This window comes from Azospirillum himalayense, from assembly GCF_042657465.1.
Taxonomy (GTDB): Bacteria; Pseudomonadota; Alphaproteobacteria; order Azospirillales; family Azospirillaceae; genus Azospirillum; species Azospirillum himalayense.
The window spans coordinates 137,979-154,063 of sequence record NZ_JBHSLC010000021.1 but is presented as its reverse complement, the minus strand read 5'-3'; the positions used below and the strand labels follow the sequence as shown (position 1 = coordinate 154,063).

The 16,085-nt window shown below is 69.6% G+C and carries 14 protein-coding genes and 1 tRNA gene; 9 read left to right on the top strand and 6 right to left on the bottom strand.

The window, feature by feature from the left end:
* Positions 1-28 precede the first annotated feature (28 nt).
* Entirely contained in the window at positions 29-925 is an 897-nt protein-coding gene (locus ACFPMG_RS12600) for a methyltransferase domain-containing protein (RefSeq protein WP_376995458.1), read from the top strand.
* Positions 926-943: 18 nt separating this feature from the next.
* On the opposite strand, the gene ACFPMG_RS12595 is transcribed toward ACFPMG_RS12600, so the two are convergent.
* The 3 genes from ACFPMG_RS12595 to ACFPMG_RS12585 all read right to left on the bottom strand — a co-directional run bounded on the left by ACFPMG_RS12595 (position 944) and on the right by ACFPMG_RS12585 (position 2,652).
* Positions 944-1,711 (bottom strand): sulfite exporter TauE/SafE family protein, encoded by a 768-nt coding sequence (locus tag ACFPMG_RS12595; protein ID WP_038525830.1) that lies wholly within the window; start codon positions 1,709-1,711, stop codon positions 944-946.
* A gap of 105 nt (positions 1,712-1,816) precedes the next feature.
* Positions 1,817-2,422: a hypothetical protein gene (locus tag ACFPMG_RS12590; RefSeq protein WP_376995457.1), complete on the bottom strand. Its 606-nt coding sequence runs from the start codon at positions 2,420-2,422 to the stop codon at positions 1,817-1,819.
* Between the two features lie 83 nt (positions 2,423-2,505).
* Positions 2,506-2,652: a hypothetical protein gene (locus ACFPMG_RS12585; RefSeq protein WP_376995456.1), complete on the bottom strand. Its 147-nt coding sequence runs from the start codon at positions 2,650-2,652 to the stop codon at positions 2,506-2,508.
* Between the two features lie 108 nt (positions 2,653-2,760).
* On the opposite strand from ACFPMG_RS12585, the gene ACFPMG_RS12580 reads away from it, so the two are divergent.
* Together ACFPMG_RS12580 and ACFPMG_RS12575 are read left to right on the top strand one after the other, a co-directional pair.
* Positions 2,761-3,324: an ankyrin repeat domain-containing protein gene (locus ACFPMG_RS12580; protein WP_376995454.1), complete on the top strand. Its 564-nt coding sequence runs from the start codon at positions 2,761-2,763 to the stop codon at positions 3,322-3,324.
* Between the two features lie 7 nt (positions 3,325-3,331).
* The gene (locus ACFPMG_RS12575; RefSeq protein ID WP_376995453.1) at positions 3,332-4,339 is read left to right on the top strand and encodes a cobalamin biosynthesis protein CobD/CbiB; all 1,008 of its coding nucleotides are present in this window, start codon (positions 3,332-3,334) and stop codon (positions 4,337-4,339) included.
* 266 nt (positions 4,340-4,605) lie between these two features.
* Here ACFPMG_RS12575 and ACFPMG_RS12570 read toward each other — a convergent pair whose 3' ends face one another.
* From ACFPMG_RS12570 to secA, 3 genes are all read right to left on the bottom strand, one after another.
* The gene (locus ACFPMG_RS12570; RefSeq protein ID WP_376995452.1) at positions 4,606-6,159 is read right to left on the bottom strand and encodes a DEAD/DEAH box helicase; all 1,554 of its coding nucleotides are present in this window, start codon (positions 6,157-6,159) and stop codon (positions 4,606-4,608) included.
* Positions 6,160-6,412: 253 nt separating this feature from the next.
* On the bottom strand, positions 6,413-6,859 hold the full coding sequence (mscL, locus tag ACFPMG_RS12565; RefSeq protein ID WP_103039819.1) for a large conductance mechanosensitive channel protein MscL: 447 nt from the start codon (positions 6,857-6,859) through the stop codon (positions 6,413-6,415).
* A 134-nt stretch (positions 6,860-6,993) separates the two neighbouring features.
* Positions 6,994-9,744, bottom strand: coding sequence for a preprotein translocase subunit SecA (secA, locus tag ACFPMG_RS12560; RefSeq protein WP_376995451.1), 2,751 nt, complete (start codon positions 9,742-9,744; stop codon positions 6,994-6,996).
* Between the two features lie 418 nt (positions 9,745-10,162).
* On the opposite strand from secA, the gene ACFPMG_RS12555 reads away from it, so the two are divergent.
* From ACFPMG_RS12555 to ACFPMG_RS12530, 6 genes are all read left to right on the top strand, one after another.
* On the top strand, positions 10,163-11,101 hold the full coding sequence (locus ACFPMG_RS12555; RefSeq protein ID WP_376995450.1) for a peptidylprolyl isomerase: 939 nt from the start codon (positions 10,163-10,165) through the stop codon (positions 11,099-11,101).
* Between the two features lie 215 nt (positions 11,102-11,316).
* Positions 11,317-12,555 (top strand): bifunctional glutamate N-acetyltransferase/amino-acid acetyltransferase ArgJ, encoded by a 1,239-nt coding sequence (gene argJ, locus ACFPMG_RS12550; RefSeq protein WP_376995449.1) that lies wholly within the window; start codon positions 11,317-11,319, stop codon positions 12,553-12,555.
* Positions 12,556-12,583: 28 nt separating this feature from the next.
* On the top strand, positions 12,584-13,102 hold the full coding sequence (locus ACFPMG_RS12545) for a GNAT family N-acetyltransferase (protein WP_376995448.1): 519 nt from the start codon (positions 12,584-12,586) through the stop codon (positions 13,100-13,102).
* Positions 13,102-13,545 (top strand): (deoxy)nucleoside triphosphate pyrophosphohydrolase, encoded by a 444-nt coding sequence (locus ACFPMG_RS12540; protein ID WP_376995447.1) that lies wholly within the window; start codon positions 13,102-13,104, stop codon positions 13,543-13,545. Before ACFPMG_RS12545 ends, ACFPMG_RS12540 begins: the two co-directional genes overlap by 1 nt.
* A 439-nt stretch (positions 13,546-13,984) precedes the next feature.
* The gene (recQ, locus tag ACFPMG_RS12535) at positions 13,985-15,913 is read left to right on the top strand and encodes a DNA helicase RecQ (RefSeq protein ID WP_376995446.1); all 1,929 of its coding nucleotides are present in this window, start codon (positions 13,985-13,987) and stop codon (positions 15,911-15,913) included.
* 81 nt (positions 15,914-15,994) lie between these two features.
* Positions 15,995-16,069 (top strand) — tRNA-Thr (locus ACFPMG_RS12530).
* The last annotated feature ends 16 nt before the right edge of the window (positions 16,070-16,085 follow it).

Below are 16,085 nucleotides of genomic sequence, written 5' to 3'. Positions count from 1 at the left end.
CCCGCCGGGGCTGGGCTATATTGCGGGCATGACCACGCCCGACAGCATGACCGTCTTCGACCGCGCGCTCGTCCGCCGCCGCCGCGACCGCGCCGTCCCCGCCTTTGCCGAGCACGCCTTCCTGTTCGAAGAGGTGGCCGAACGCCTCGTCGACCGGCTGGAGGACGTGGCCCGGCCCTTTCCCACCGTCCTCGACCTCGGCGCCCACGACGGGGTGATGGGGCGGACGCTGCGCGGGCGCAAGGGCGTCGAGACGCTGGTCGCCTGCGACCTCTCCCCCGGCTTCGCCCGGAGGGCCGGTCCGCTGGCCGTCGCCGCCGACGAGGAGCTCCTGCCCTTCGTGCCGGAGACCTTCGACCTCGTGGTCAGCAACCTCAGCCTCCACTGGGTCAACGACCTGCCGGGGGCCCTGGTCCAGGTGCGGCAGGCGCTGAAGCCCGACGGCTTCTTCTGCGCGGCCATGCTGGGCGGGGAAACGCTGCTGGAGCTGCGCCGCTGCCTGTACGAGGCGGAGATGGAGGTGGCCGGCGGCGTGTCGCCCCGCGTGTCGCCCTTCGCCGAGATCCGCGACGTCGGCGGGCTGATGCAGCGCGCCGGCTTCGCCCTGCCGGTGGTGGACAGCGACGTCATCACCGTCACCTACAGCGACGCCTTCCGCCTGATGCGCGACCTGCGCGGCATGGGCGAGACCAACGCCGTCCTGGCCCGCCGCAAGGTGCCGGCCACCCGCGCCCTGCTGTTCGACGCCGCCCGCCGCTACGCCGAGCGCTACGCCGAGCCGGACGGCCGCATCGAGGCGACCTTCCAGATCCTCTACCTCGCCGGCTGGTCGCCGCACGAGAGCCAGCAGCAGCCGCTCAAGCCCGGCTGCGGCGAGGTCCCGCTGGGCGAGGCGCTGAAGGGATCGGCGGAAAAGCTCCAATAAACCAGAGCGGGAAGGCGTTCACCCGATCATCCGGATCGCCATCCAGCCCAGAACCCCGGCGTTCACCACCATGATGACCGGCGCCGCCCGCGCCACCGCGGAGCGCCAGGTGCGCCCCGCCAGATGCCCGGCGAGGCCGACCGCCAACAGGCTCGGCAGGGTGCCCAGCGCGAAGGCCGCCATGCCCAGCGCCCCGGTGAGCGCGCTGCCGCTCGCCGCGGCCACCGCCACCGCCCCGTAGAGAAGGCCGCAGGGGATGAAGCCGAGCGCCAGCCCCAGCCCGTAGCCACGCCAACCCGTGGGGTTGCCGAACAGGGGGCGGGCCAGCCGGGACACCCGGTCGCCCCACCAGCGCTGCACCGCGCCGTCGAGCTTCGGCACCCAGGCGGTCAGCCCCTTCACGGCATAGCCGAGGAAGAACAGCGCCGCGAAGGCCAGCAGCGCCACCGACAGCCATTTCAGCCCCGGCAGCGCCCCGACATGGCCGGCGACCGCCGCCGCCGCCGCGCCGATCAGCGTGTAGGTGGTGCCGCGCCCCAGATGGTAGGGCAGCACCGCCGCCCCGGCCAGCCGGTGGAACTCGCTCATCCGCGAGGCCGGGACCTGCTCCAGCCGGGCAGTGACCTGGGCCAGGACGAAGGGACCGCACATGCCCGCGCAATGGGTCGATCCCCCGACCAGCCCCGCGGTGAGCAGCGCGACCAGCAGCCCGCCGTCGCGATCGATGACCACGGCGCACTGGTTGAGGCCGGCTTCGAGAAGCGTCAGGGCCGAATGGGCGTCCAAGGCGGATCTCCGGTTGGAAGACCGCCCGTGTATAGGGGAAGCCCGCCGCGAAGGCCATGACCTGAGTCAACGGGCTCCAGCCCGCGCCGGCTCGGGCCTTCGGGGTCAGGTCTCGGAGCCGGACTGCGCCACCTCATGCACCTCCACCGGCTGGGCGGCGTGGCGGTTCATGATCTCCAACGCCTGCTGCTCGCGCCCGGCGTCGGCCAGATTGACCCACAGCAGGATGCCGCCCTTGTCGAGGTGCTGGAGCATCGGCTCGTTGCGCTTGTCGGTCAGCCAGTTCGACATCACCGAGCCCATGGCGCCGCCGCCCACCCCCGCCGCCGCCGCTGCGGCCGCCGCGGCCAGGGCCGTGCCTCCGGTCGCCAGGACGGCGCCGGTCGCCAGGATCGCCCCGACATAGGCCGGGAACCCGACCGCCACGCCCTTCACGCTGCCGACATCCTCCGGCGAGACGTAGGACTGGCGCGGCGCGTCGGGATCGTGGGCGATGTCCTCCGCCCGCTGCGGCACATGGCCGAGATGGTCGCGGATGGTCTGGTCGTTGGCGAGCACGCTCAGCTCATGGCGCTGGAAGCCGGCGAGGGTCAGCTCGTCGACGGTTTTCTGCAGGGCGTCGCGGCTGGCGAAGATGCCCACGGCTTCGCGCACGGCGCCGCGCAGATGGCCGGCGGAGCGGTTCGCGTTCACATCGTTCTCGAAGGTCATGGCGGTCTTCCCCTGTTGCGCTTCCCGGTCGATGTTCAACCATGGGCGCCGAGCGGAGGTTCCCGTTCGCAGACCAGGCGGCGTCAGGGCTTTCCCGCGACGGCGGGCGGGATCACCATGCCCCGCGGCTCCGGCATGGTGCCGAGGAACCACCACAGGCCCAGCGCGATCAGCGCGGCCTTCACCGCCAGGAACAGGGCGATGTGGCGGGCGAGCGGGTTGCGGACCATGGGCGGCTCCTTTGCAGCGGGACGCCGTCGCCAAACCGGGCCAAACTGGATAGTATCCCCGGCCGAAAGACGGATCACACCCATACGGATCGCACAAAAGGACGCGCCATGAAACGGTTGCTGATGCTCAGCCTGCTGGCCCTCGGCCTGACCGCCCCCGTCGCCGCGCCGGCCCTGGCCCAGATCAACCTCCTGGAAGGCCCCTCCATGGTCAAGGCGGTGACGTCCAACGACGCCAGCGCGCTGCGGCTGCTCCTGCTGAAGGGGGAGAACCCGAATCAGGTCGATTCCAGCGGGCGCCCCGTCCTGCTGGTGGCCATCGGCAACGGCCATCCGGAGCTGGTGCGGCTTCTGCTGGACGGCGGGGCCAACCCCAACCGCGCCGACAAGGCCGGCAACACCCCGCTGCACTACGCGGTGGAGGCCGACACGCCGGAGGCGGTGGACCTTCTGCTGGCCAAGGGCGCCAAGGTCGACCAGGACAACCGCCAGGGCGTCACCCCGCTGATGACCGCGGCGCGCTTCGGGCGCGTCGATCTGGTCGAGCGGCTGCTGAAGGCCGGGGCGCAGGCCGACCGCACCGACTTCACGGGCCGCACGACGCTGAGCTGGGCCCAGGACAGCCGCAACGCCCGCGTGGCGAACCTGCTGCGCCAGGCCGGAGCGCGCTGAGGCCGCGATGGGCGACGCCCTGCTCACCTCCGTCCTCGGCGCCGCCCCCCTGAACGGTCCGGGGCCGCTGTTCCTGCTGCTGCTGGCCCTGGCCATCGACGCCGCCGCCGGAGACTGGACCGGGCGCGTCCTGCCCGACCCGGCGGCGCTGGCACAGCGCGTCTGCGCCTGGGCCGACCGGCGGCTGAACCGGGTGGAGCGCGGCAAGACCGCCCGCCTGCTGCGCGGCGCGCTGGTCGTGCTGGCGCTCGTCCTGGCCGCCGTCGCCGTCGGCCTGATCGTCGAGCGGATCGGCGCGCAGAGCCGCGGCTGGCTGCTGGAACTGGCGGTGATCCTCGCCGCCCTGCGCGGGCGGAGCGTCTGGGCGCGGGTGCGCGCGGTGCGCCGTGCCCTGGACAAGGGCGGAGTCGCCCCGGCGCGGGAGGCCGTCGCCCCCCTCACCCGCCGCCACGCCTTCAGCCTGGACGAGCACGGCATAGCCCGCGCCGCCGTCGAGGCCGCCGCCAAGGGCTTCGCCCGCAAGCTGGTGGCCCCGGTCTTCGGCTACGCCCTGCTGGGCGTGCCCGGCCTGCTGGTCTGGGCCGTGGTGGACGGCGCCGACACCGCGCTGGGGCACGCCGGCGTGCGGCACGAGCGCTTCGGCCAGACCGCGGCGCGGCTGGACGACGCGCTGAACGCCATCCCGGCGCGGCTGGCGGCGGTTCTCCTGGCGCTGGCCGCGCCCTTCGCCGGAGCGAAGGCCGGCGGCGCCTTCCGCACGATGATGCGGGACGGTGGCAAGGCGGCCTCCCTCAACATGGGTTGGCCGACCGCCGCCATGGCCGGCGCGCTGGGTCTGGCGCTGGGCGGGCCGCACCGCGACGGCGGCGTAGTCATCACCGAACCCTGGATCGGCGAGGGCCGCGCCCGCGCCACCGCCGCCGACATCGGGCGGGCGCTGGCGGTCTACGCCGTGGCCGGATTGATCCTGGCGCTGCTGGTGGCGCTGCTGCTCTGGGGAATCGCGGGGCTGTGAAACGCGGGTGCGGGGAACAAGACTTCACACGGATTGCACGGACGATTTCACGGATTACACGGATTTTTATTTATCCGCTCACCGCCATCCCTGGTGCCTCGCGCAAAAAGCCAAGTTTCCAATATTTATTATTTAAAAAATCCGTGAAATCCGTGCGTCGATCCGTGAAATCCGTGTGAAGTCTTGCCCGCCACACTCGACCCGACCAAGAAAAAAGGCGCGATCCCGAAGGACCGCGCCTTTTTCATGTCAGCGGCGAACCGCTGTTACCACTTGGACGCCCGGTGCGCCGGCTTGCCGCCCTGGGAGTCGCGGCGGGCGTGACCGCCGTGCTCGTTGCGGGCATGGTCGCTGCGGCCATGCTCGTTGCGGTTCATCGGACGGCCCTGCGGACGGCCACCCGGGGCGCCGTTCGGCTTGCCGCCCTCGGCGCCGCCGTTGGCGTTGCGCACCCACGGCTTCTTGTTGTAGCCGCCGCCGTTGCCGCCACCCGGACGGCCACCCGAACGGCCCGCCGGACGGCCGCCGCCGCCGGTCTGGAACGGACGCTGCGGCTCCAGGCCCGGAACGACGTGGATGTCGAGGCGGGTGCCGGTGTAGCGCTCGATCCGGAACAGGGCGTCGCGGTCCGCGCGGGCGGCGAAGGAGATCGCCACGCCCGAGGCGCCCGCACGGCCCGTGCGGCCGATGCGGTGGACATAGTCCTCCGCCGAACGCGGCAGGTCGAAGTTGATGACGTGGGTGATGTCGCGCACGTCGATGCCGCGCGCCGCCACGTCGGTCGCCACCAGCAGGCGGACCTGGCCGGTGCGCAGGCGCTGGAGCGTGCGGTTGCGCTTGAACTGGTCCATGTCGCCGTGCAGGGCGGCGGCGGCGTGGCCGGCGTCGCTCAGCTCCTCGGCCAGCGCATCGGCGTCGCGCTTGGTGGCGGCGAAGATGATCGCCTTGCCGACCTCGGGCAGGTCCGCGAAGTGCTTCAGCAGGCGGCGCTTGTGGTCCATGTCGTCGGCGTGGTGCAGGCGCTGCTCGACGTTCACCGAGGTGGTGGCGCTTTCCACGGCGACGCGCACCGGGTTGCGCAGCAGGTTGCCGGCGAGCTGGGCCATGCGGCGGTCCAGCGTGGCGGTGAACAGCAGCGTCTGGCGGCTGTCCGGGCAGCACTTGGCGATGGTTTCCACATCGTCCAGGAAGCCCATGTCCAGCATGCGGTCCGCCTCGTCCAGGATCAGCACCTCGACGGCGCTGAGGTCGATGCGGTTGCGCGACACGTGGTCGAGCAGACGGCCCGGCGTGGCCACCATCACGTCCACGGCGCGCGACAGCAGGCGCAGCTGGTCGCGGTAGGGCATGCCGCCGACCACGTCCACGATGTTGTACTTCATGAACTTGGCGTACTTGCGGGCGGCGTCGGTGACCTGCTTGGCCAGCTCGCGGGTCGGGGCCAGCACCAGCACGCGCGGGGCGGCCACGCCGAGGCGCGGCAGCTCGACGGTGCGGGTCAGCGCCGGCAGCATGAAGGCGGCGGTCTTGCCGGTGCCCGTCTCGGCGGTCGCCAGGATGTCGCGGCCTTCCAGGGCCGGCGGGATCGCCTCGGCCTGGACCGGGGTCGGGGTGTTGTATTCGAACGCCTCAAGCGCCTTCACGACGAGCGGGTGGACGCCCAGCCCGGCGAAAGCGTTGGGGGTGACGGTTTCAGTGGTGTCGGTCACGGTTTCGTCGGCGACGGCAACCTCGGTGACGGCAGTCTCGACGACAGAAGTCTCGGCGACGGCGGTCTCAACAACGAGGGCGTCGGCGGCGGTGATTTCGATGGACGACAAGTAGGGTAACCTTTCCTCAGGACCAAGACGGCGCACGGCCGCCGCACCAGGATGGTGAGCGGTGGAACGCCGGCGTTTTCGCCGGGAGGAGGTCGGAAGAGGGAGAGGCGTCTGTCCGAAGCAACGGGCGACCGGGTCCCAAGGAAGGCCGTCCCGCAATATCAAAGCGCGTCTCGCTCAAGAGACGCGCGAGCCTCCAGCGATCAAGACGCCTTACATAATGGGTTGCGCTGCACAATCCAAGAAGATTCTTTCACGCCCCCGGTCGAGTCGTGTCCCCCGGGGCGGGTGCCTGCCGTGCGCGCAGCGCATCCCGGATCTCCTCCAGCAGAACCTCCTGGCGGGGCGGCGCCTTCGGCTTGGAATCCTGGAGGAAATGCAGGCGGTTGACCTGCCGCACGATGAGGAACAGCGCCCCCGCCACGATGAAGAAGTTGATCAGGGCGTTGATGAAGCGGCCGTAGTTGATGGTCGCCGCCCCCGCCGCCTCCGCCGCGGACAGGCTCTCGTAATGGCCGCCGGACAGGTTCAGGAAGTAGTTGGAGAAGTCGATCCCGCCCATGACCCAGCCGATGGGCGGCATCAGCATGTCCTTGACCAGCGAGTTGACGATGCCGGTGAAGGCCGCGCCGATGATGATGCCGACGGCCAGTTCCACGACGTTGCCGCGGCTGATGAAGGTCTTGAATTCCTGCAACATGGCTGCGCTCCCGCTTGTTGATCGGAAGAACGCCACAGCCCAGCCGAAGTTTCCAAGACCGCAAAAGGAAAGGGCCGGACCTTGCGGCCCGGCCCCGTCCGGAACATCCCCGGCGGCGTTCTTCGCGGCGGCGCTCAGCCGACCTTGCCGTGGCAGTGCTTGTACTTCTGGCCCGAGCCGCAGGGGCACGGCGCGTTGCGCGGCGTGTTGGCCCAGGCGTTGGGGTCGGCCCCCGGCACCACCGAGGCGGCGGCCTCGCGGCGGACCATGCCGGCGGGCAGCGGCGCGTCGGCGGGCGGGTAGCCCTGAGCAGCGCCCGCTCCGGCCTCGGCCATCGCCAGCGCCGGATCGTCGCGGCCCTCGTGCATCTCCTGCGGCGGCCGGGCGTACAGCTCCTCCGGCTGCGGGGCGATGCGGATCTCGACATGCATCAGCACGGCGGTCACCTGCTCGCGCAGGGTCGACAGCATGGTCTCGAACAGCTCGAAGGCTTCGCGCTTGTACTCGTTCAGCGGGTCCTTCTGGGCGTAGGCGCGCAGGGAAATGCCCTGGCGGAGATGGTCGAGCTGGAGCAGGTGATCCTTCCATTCCTGGTCGAGGATCTGCAGCAGCAGGCTCTTCTCCACGTGGCGCATCGTGTCGGCGCCGTAAGTCTCCACCTTCTCCGCATACTTGCGGTCGGCGGCCTCGCGGACGCGCTCCTCGATCTCCGGCTCGGCGATGCCCTCTTCCTTGGCCCAGTCGGCCACCGGCAGGTCCATGCCAAGAAGGCGGTTCACCTCCTCGTGCAGGCCGGCGATGTCCCAGGCCTCGGAGTAGGAGTTCGGCGGGATCGCCTTGTTGACCATGTTGGACACGACCTGATGGCGCATCTCCAGGACGGTCTCGGCGATGTCCTCGGTGTCCATGATCTCGCGACGCTGCTCATAGACGACCTTGCGCTGGTCGTTCATGACGTTGTCGAACTTGAGCAGGTTCTTGCGGACCTCGAAATGGTGGGCCTCGACCTTGGTCTGGGCCTTCTCCAGCGCCTTGTTGATCCAGGGGTGGATGATCGCCTCCCCCTCCTTCAGGCCCAGGCGCTGCAGCATGCCGTCCATGCGCTCCGACCCGAAGATGCGCATCAGGTCGTCGTCCAGCGACAGGAAGAACTTGGAGGCGCCCGGATCGCCCTGGCGGCCCGACCGGCCGCGCAGCTGGTTGTCGATGCGGCGGCTCTCGTGCCGCTCCGTGCCGACGACGTAGAGGCCGCCGGCCTGCTTGACCAGCTCGCGCGCCTCGGCCACCTCGGCCTCGATCTGCTTGATCCTGGCGTCGCGCTCCGGCCCCTCGGGCAGGTTGGCCAGTTCCATCTGGATGCGCATCTCGACGTTGCCGCCGAGCTGGATGTCGGTGCCGCGGCCGGCCATGTTGGTGGCGACCGTGACGGCGCCGGGACGGCCCGCCTGCGCGACGATGTAGGCTTCCTGCTCGTGGTGGCGGGCGTTCAGCACGTTGTGCGGGATGTTGCGCTTCTTCAGCAGATCGGCGATCAGCTCCGACTTCTCGATGGAGGTGGTGCCGACCAGCACCGGCTGCTGGCGCTTGCGGGCGTCCTCGATCAGGTCGATGATCGCGTCGTACTTCTCCGACGCCTTGCGGTAGACCTCGTCGTCCATGTCCTTGCGCTGGACCGGCACGTTGGTCGGCATGTCCACGACCTCGAGGCCGTAGATCTCCGCGAACTCCGCCGCCTCGGTCATCGCCGTGCCGGTCATGCCGGCCAGCTTCGGGTAGATGCGGAAGTAGTTCTGGAAGGTGATGGAGGCGAGCGTCTGGTTCTCGCGCTGGATCGTCACCTTCTCCTTGGCCTCCAGCGCCTGGTGAAGGCCTTCCGAATAACGGCGGCCCTCCATCATGCGGCCGGTGAACTCGTCGATGATGATGACCTTGTCGTCCTTGACGATGTAGTCCTTGTCGCGCTGGAACAGCGTGTAGGCGCGCAGCGCCTGCTGGGAATGGTGGACCAGCGCCACGTTCTGGATGTCGTACAGCCCGCCCGCCTTCAGCAGCCCGGCCTCGGCCAGAAGCTGTTCCATATGCTCCTGCCCGGCCTCGGACAGGCTGACCGTGCGGTTCTTCTCGTCCAGCTCATAGTCGTCCCGCGTCAGCTGCGGGATGAGGCGGTCCACCTGCACGTACATTTCCGACGAATCGGTGGACGGGCCGGAGATGATCAGCGGGGTGCGCGCCTCGTCGATCAGGATCGAGTCGACCTCGTCGACGATGGCGAAGTTGAAGGGCCGCTGGACCATGTCCTCCAGCCGGAACTTCATGTTGTCGCGCAGATAGTCGAAGCCGAATTCGTTGTTCGTGCCGTAGGTGATGTCGGCGGCGTAGGCGGCGCGGCGCTCCTCGTCGTCCAGCCCGTGCACGATGCAGCCGGTGGTCAGACCGAGGAAGCCGTAGATGCGGCCCATCCAGGCGCTGTCGCGCGAGGCCAGATAGTCGTTCACGGTGACGACGTGGACGCCCTTGCCTTCCAGCGCGTTCAGATAGACGGCCAGCGTGGCGACCAGCGTCTTGCCTTCGCCGGTGCGCATCTCGGTGATCTTGCCCTGGTGCAGGACCATGCCGCCCATGAGCTGCACGTCGTAGTGCCGCTGCCCCAGCACGCGCTTGCCCGCCTCACGCACGGTGGCGAAGGCGTCGGGCAGGATGGCGTCGAGCGTCTCGCCCTGCGACAGCCGGCCGCGCAGCCAGTCGGTGCGGGCGCGCAAAGCGTCGTCGGAGAGCGCCGCCAACTCGGGCTCCAGCGCGTTGATCTGCTGGACGGTTTTTTGCAGCGCCTTGACCGTGCGCGTGTTGGCGGTGCCGAAAATCTTGCGGGCGAGAGCACCGAACATGAAAACCTCGGGGGTGGAACGTCGTGAAGCCGGCTTTTTGACCGGTCTCACATAGGCCCGAAGCAAGTTTCTGTCAACGAGACCCGCCCCTTTGCCCGGCCCTTTGCGGCGCGCATCGCGGAGGTGCCGGTCCTGCACGGAGCGTGGATCGGCGTGTGGCGCGCCCTGGAAGCACCACCGTTCCGCCGCCATATCGCCTTGAACACGGTCGAAGCAAGGGGCCGAAGGAAGGCGGCATGGCCGCTCATCACGACCGCTTGCCCCGCGCCGCGAACCCATGCTTAATCCCCCGCGGATTCGGGCGCGGGGCCGGATCGTCCGCACAGCCGCCACCAAATCAACGGCCGCCGCCAATCATAAGACGTTCTGTCATGCCATTGACCGTGACAAGACACATCCGCCGGAAGGAAAAGACTCCATGGTGAATCGAGTGTTCCGCGCCGCCCTGCTGTCGATGGCCGCCTGCGGCCTCGCGCTGGCCGCACACGCCCAGACTCCGGCTCCCGCCGCTCCGGCCGCCCCTGCGGCGTCGACCGCTCCCGCCCCGGCGGACGCCGATCCGGTGGTGGCGCGCGTCAACGGCGAGGCGGTCCACCGCTCCGACGTCCAGCGCATGGTCGCGCAGCTTCCGCCGCAGGTGCAGCAGATGCCGCTGGAGATGATCTACCCGGCGGTGATCGAGCAGCTCGTGAACTCCAAGCTGGTGGCCGAGGCCGGCTACAAGGCCAACCTCGCCGGCACGCCGGAGGTCAAGGACGAGATCAAGCGCGCCGAGGAGCGCGCGGTGCAGCGCGCCTACATCCAGAAGGAAGTGCAGTCGCGCATCACCCAGGCCAAGCTGGACGAGGCCTATCAGGCCTTCCTGAAGCAGAACCCGGCCCAGGAAGAGGTGAAGGCCGCCCACATCCTCGTCGAGAAGGAGGATGAGGCCAAGGCGATCATCGCCCAGCTCAAGAAGGGCGGCGACTTCGCCAAGCTCGCCAAGGAGAAGTCGAAGGACCCGGTGGCCGCCGAGCAGGGCGGCGACCTCGGCTACTTCACCAAGGACACGATGGTCGAGCCCTTCGCCGATGCCGCCTTCGCCATGAAGAAGGGCGAGGTGAGCAAGGAGCCGGTGAAGACGCAGTTCGGCTGGCACATCATCAAGGTCGAGGACAAGCGCACCCAGCCGCAGCCGTCCCTGGACGAGGTGAAGCCGCAGCTCGAGCAGCAGCTCAGCAAGGACATCGTGACCAACGTCGTCGATGACCTGCGCAAGGTCGCCAAGGTCGAGACCTTCCAGCTCGACGGCTCGCCGATGCCGAAGGAGGAGCCGGCCCAGACCGCCCCGAAGGCGGAAGAGCCGAAGAAGAACTAAGCTCCGGCACCGGTTGCCCCCACCCCGACCCTCCCCCGCTTCGCAGGGGAGGGGACTGATCTCCCTCCCCTGCGAAGCTCTCGCGCAAACCAGAGGTTTGCGCTGACGCGGCAGGCGGACCTTCGGTCCGCCGAGAGCGGGGGAGGGTTAGGGAGAGGGCAAACGCCTGACACCCCCAACACCCCCCGCTCCACCAGCCCCACGAGCCCGTCCCCATGGCCACGACCGTCTCCCCCTTGGCACCCGCCGGCTTCCCGACGCTCCCGCCCGTGGCGGGCGTGCGCATCGCCACCGCCAACAGCGGCATCCGATACAAGGGCCGCGACGACCTGATGCTGGCCGTGCTTGACGAGGGCACGACGGTGGCCGGTGTGCTGACCAAGTCGCTGACCTGCTCCGCCCCGGTGATCTGGTGCCGCGACAGCCTGCCCCGCGGCTCGGCCCGCGCGGTCGTGGTCAACGCCGGCAACGCCAACGCCTTCACCGGCAAGGCGGGCGACGCCACCGTCCAGGCGACGGTCGAGGCCGCCGCCAAGATCGCCGGCTGCGCCACCGACGAGGTCTACGTCGCCTCCACCGGCGTGATCGGGATCCCGCTGGCCGCCGACGCCATCGCCAAGGTTCTGCCGGGCATGGTTCCGGCCCTGAAGGACGACTCGGCGGCGCTGGAGGGCGGTGCGCGGGCCATCATGACCACCGACACCTTCGCCAAGGGCTCGACCCGTCAGGTCGCCATCGGTGGGACGACGGTGACGATCAGCGGCTTCGCCAAGGGCTCCGGCATGATCGCCCCGGACATGGCGACCATGCTGGGCTTTATCTTCACCGATGCAGCCATCGCCGCCCCGGCGCTGCAGTCCATGCTGTCGGAGTTCACCGAGCGCAGCTTCAACGCCATCACCGTGGACGGCGACACCTCGACCAGCGACACGCTGCTGCTGTTCGCCACCGGCAAGGCCGGCAACGCCCCGGTGACCGACGCCCAGGCGCCGGAGCTGGCCGCGTTCCGCAAGGCGCTGGAGGAGGTGATGCTCGACCTCGCGCTGCAGATCGTGCGCGACGGCGAGGGGGCGACCAAGTTCGTCTCCATCACGCTGGTCGGCGCCGAGAGCGACGCCGCCGCCAAGCGCATCGCCCTGACCGTCGCCAACTCCCCGCTGGTCAAGACCGCGCTGGCCGGCGAGGACGCCAACTGGGGCCGCATCGTCGCCGCCATCGGGCGGGCGGGCGAGCGGGCCGACCGCGACCTCATCAAGATCACCATCGGCGGCACGCTGATCTGCGCCGAGGGCATGGAGGTTCCGGGCTACGACGAGGCGCCGGTCGCCGCCCACATGAAGGGCCAGGAGATCGACGTGCACATCGACCTGGGCATCGGCGGCGGCAAGTCCCGCGTCTGGACCTGCGACCTGACCCACGGCTACATCGACATCAACGGCTCCTACCGGAGCTGAGGCCGGAGCTGAGACCGGACTTGGTGTCATGACCGGCGCGCCCCTGCCCGACCGCCTCGATACGGCGCGGCTGACGCTCCGCCCCTTCCGCATGGAGGATGTGGAGCGCTTCGTTCCGCTGATCGGGGAGTGGGAAGTGGCGCGCTGGCTCGCCCGCGTGCCCCACCCCTACGGCCCGGAGGACGGGCGCGCCTGGGTGGCCCTGGCCGCCCGCAACCGGGCGGAGCGCGCGTCGCTCGACCTGCTGGCGGTCCGTAAGGACGACGGGCAGCCGGTGGGCGGCATCGGCGTGATCCTGGCGGACGGCGAAGTCGGCTATTGGCTGGGCCGGCCATACCAGGGGGTCGGCTATGGCGCGGAGATGCTGCGGGCCGTCATCCCCGCCGCCTTCGCGCTAGGTCTGCCCCGCCTGTGGGCGCGGATCGCCCCGGACAACCACCGCTCCCGCCGCGTGCTGGAGACGGTCGGCTTCCTGCCGCTCGACGCCGCTGCCCATTATGAACTGACCGCCGGACGCTGGCGGTTCCTCACCCCGGAGACCGCGTGATGCCGGCCTGCTTCGACCCCTCCTCCACCCCGGCCCCCGGCTCCCTGCCGACCCTGCTGGTCGTCGCCGTGGCCCTGGTGGACGCCGACGGCCGCGTCCTGCTGGCCCAGCGCCCGCCCGGCAAGTCGCTGGCCGGGCTGTGGGAATTCCCCGGCGGCAAGGTCGACGCGGGCGAGACGCCGGAGGCCGCCCTGGTCCGCGAACTGAAGGAGGAGCTGGGCATCGACACGGCGGCGAGCTGCCTCGCCCCCTTCACCTTCGCTTCGCACAGCTACGAAACATTCCACCTGCTGATGCCGCTGTTCGTCTGCCGCGTCTGGGAAGGCGACGTGACGGCGCGGGAGGGGCAAACGCTCGCCTGGGTCTACCCGAACCGCATGGGCGATTACCCTATGCCCCCCGCCGACGTGCCGCTGGTGGCGATGCTGCGCGACCTGTTGTAGCCGGTTGGGGATTTGCAACGCGGGGGAATTGCGCTACCTTGTCGGGAGTGGCCGGCAGGTGCTGCTAACACCCACCGGCACGCTCCTAGTGCTTAGCCAACGGTGATGCGGATTTCGATCCGCCATCGCCGCCACTGGAGCACCAGGAAAAAGGGCATTTTTGGCATGCCTCTTTCTCCTTTCGAAACGGCGGGTGGCCAATTCCACCCGCCGCTTTCACCTTACACGCGACCGGATGCATGCGCGCACAGTTTTTCCCGCATCGCGCGATGCGCCACCCTTGTCCCCACACCTCTTCCGGATTGCGGCTTCACGAATCGGGCGATCTGTGCCACATCATAGCCGTCGCGTTCGGGATCGCATCCCGACCACCAGATTTTGACCCGAACACCAGATTCCAAATCGTCCAGAGACGGACCCGCATCTGAACCGCATCGGCGTGGACTCGCTTTTCAATCTCAAGGCCCCTCCGGCGGAGCCGGCCCAGGACCCTGACGGCAACCCCGCCCTGGAGGTGCTGCGGTCGGTCTTCGGCTATTCCGCCTTCCGCGGGCAGCAGGCCGACATCATCGCCCACGTGATCCGTGGCGGCGACGCGCTCGTCCTCATGCCCACCGGCGGCGGCAAGTCGCTGTGCTATCAGGTGCCGGCGCTGGTGCGCGACGGCGTGACGGTCGTGGTCTCCCCGCTGATCGCGCTGATGCGGGATCAGGTGACGGCATTGCGCGAGCTGGGCGTGCGGGCGGCCTTCCTCAACTCCTCCCTCGACGCCGCCGAGGCGCGCGAGGTGGAGCGGGCCATGGTCCGCGGCGAGATCGACCTCGTCTATGTGGCGCCCGAGCGTCTGGTCACCCCGCGCTTCCTCGACCTGCTGGACCGCACCAGGCTCGCCCTCTTCGCGCTGGACGAGGCGCATTGCGTCAGCCAGTGGGGCCATGATTTCCGGCCCGAGTATCTCCAGCTCTCCATCCTGCACGAGCGGCACCCGACCGTGCCGCGCATTGCGCTGACCGCCACGGCGGACGCGCAGACCCGCGCGGAGATCAAGGACAAGCTGGGGCTGACCGAGGCCCGCGTCTTCCTGTCCAGCTTCGACCGGCCCAACATCACCTACCGCGTCGTCCCGAAGAAGAGCGAGCGTCAGCAGATGCTGGCCTTCCTGCGGGAGAACCACCCCGAGGACGCCGGCATCATCTACTGCATGTCGCGGGCGAAGGTGGAAGACACCGCCAACTGGCTGAACCAGCAGGGGCGGGAGGCGCTTCCCTATCACGCCGGGCTGCCGTCCGAGGTGCGCGAGGCGAACCAGGACCTGTTCATCAAGGGCGAGGGCATCGTTATGGTGGCGACGGTGGCCTTCGGCATGGGCATCGACAAGCCGAACGTGCGCTTCGTCTGCCACCTCGACCCGCCCAAGAGCCTGGAAGCCTACTATCAGGAGACCGGCCGCGCCGGACGCGACGGCCTGCCCGCCGACGCCTGGATGAGCTACGGCATGGCCGACGTGGTGGGCTTGCGCCAGATGCTGGAGCAGTCGGAGGCCGGCGATTCCCACCGCCGCGTCGAGCGCTCCAAGCTGGAGGCGCTGCTCGGCTTCTGCGAGACCTCCGCCTGCCGCCGCAAGGTGCTGCTGAACTATTTCGGCGAGACGCTGGAGGCGCCCTGCGGCAATTGCGACACCTGCCTGGAGCCGGTGGAGACCTGGGACGGCACCGTCGCCGCGCAGAAGGCCCTGTCGGCGGTCTACCGCACCGGCCAGCGCTACGGCGCCGGGCACCTGATCGACGTGCTGCTCGGCAACGCCACGGAGAAGGTGGCGCAGCAGGCCCACGACGCGCTGAAGACCTTCGGCTGCGGCAAGGAGCTGTCCAAGGCGGAATGGCAGTCGGTCTACCGCCAGCTCGTCGCCGCCGGCTATCTGACGGTCGATCTGGAGGGTTATGGCGGCTTCCGCCTGACCGACGCCGGCATCCCGGTCATCAAGGGCCAGCAGACGGTGAAGCTGCGCAAGGACCCGGTGGTGGAGAAGCGCCGCGGCGTCCACGACGCGCTGCGCCGCCACGTCTCCCGCGGCGGCTCCTCCCCCTCCGGCGGCCTGTCCGGCGAGGGCGTGTCGCGGGCCGGTGCGCGCGGCGCCCTGTCGCCGGCCGACGACGCGCTGTGGCACGCGCTGAAGGACTGCCGCACCGAGCTGGCCCGCGCACAGGGGGTGCCGCCCTACGTGATCTTCCACGACAGCACGCTGCTGGAGATGGTCGCGACGCGCCCGATGGACCGTGCCGCCTTCGCCCGCCTGCCCGGCGTCGGCGCCCGCAAGCTGGAGCGTTATGCCGACCCCTTTTTGGACGTCATCCGCCAGAAAGGATAATTTTATCCATCTCCCAAAAAAGCGCTTGCGCCGGTCCGCCCCCCCGGTTAATTTCCGCGCCCACGACGCACCGACGTCGGCGCCGCAGTAGCTCAGGGGTAGAGCAACTGATTCGTAATCAGTAGGTCCGGGGTTCAAATCCCTGCTGCGGCACCACTCTAAGGCCCTGGAA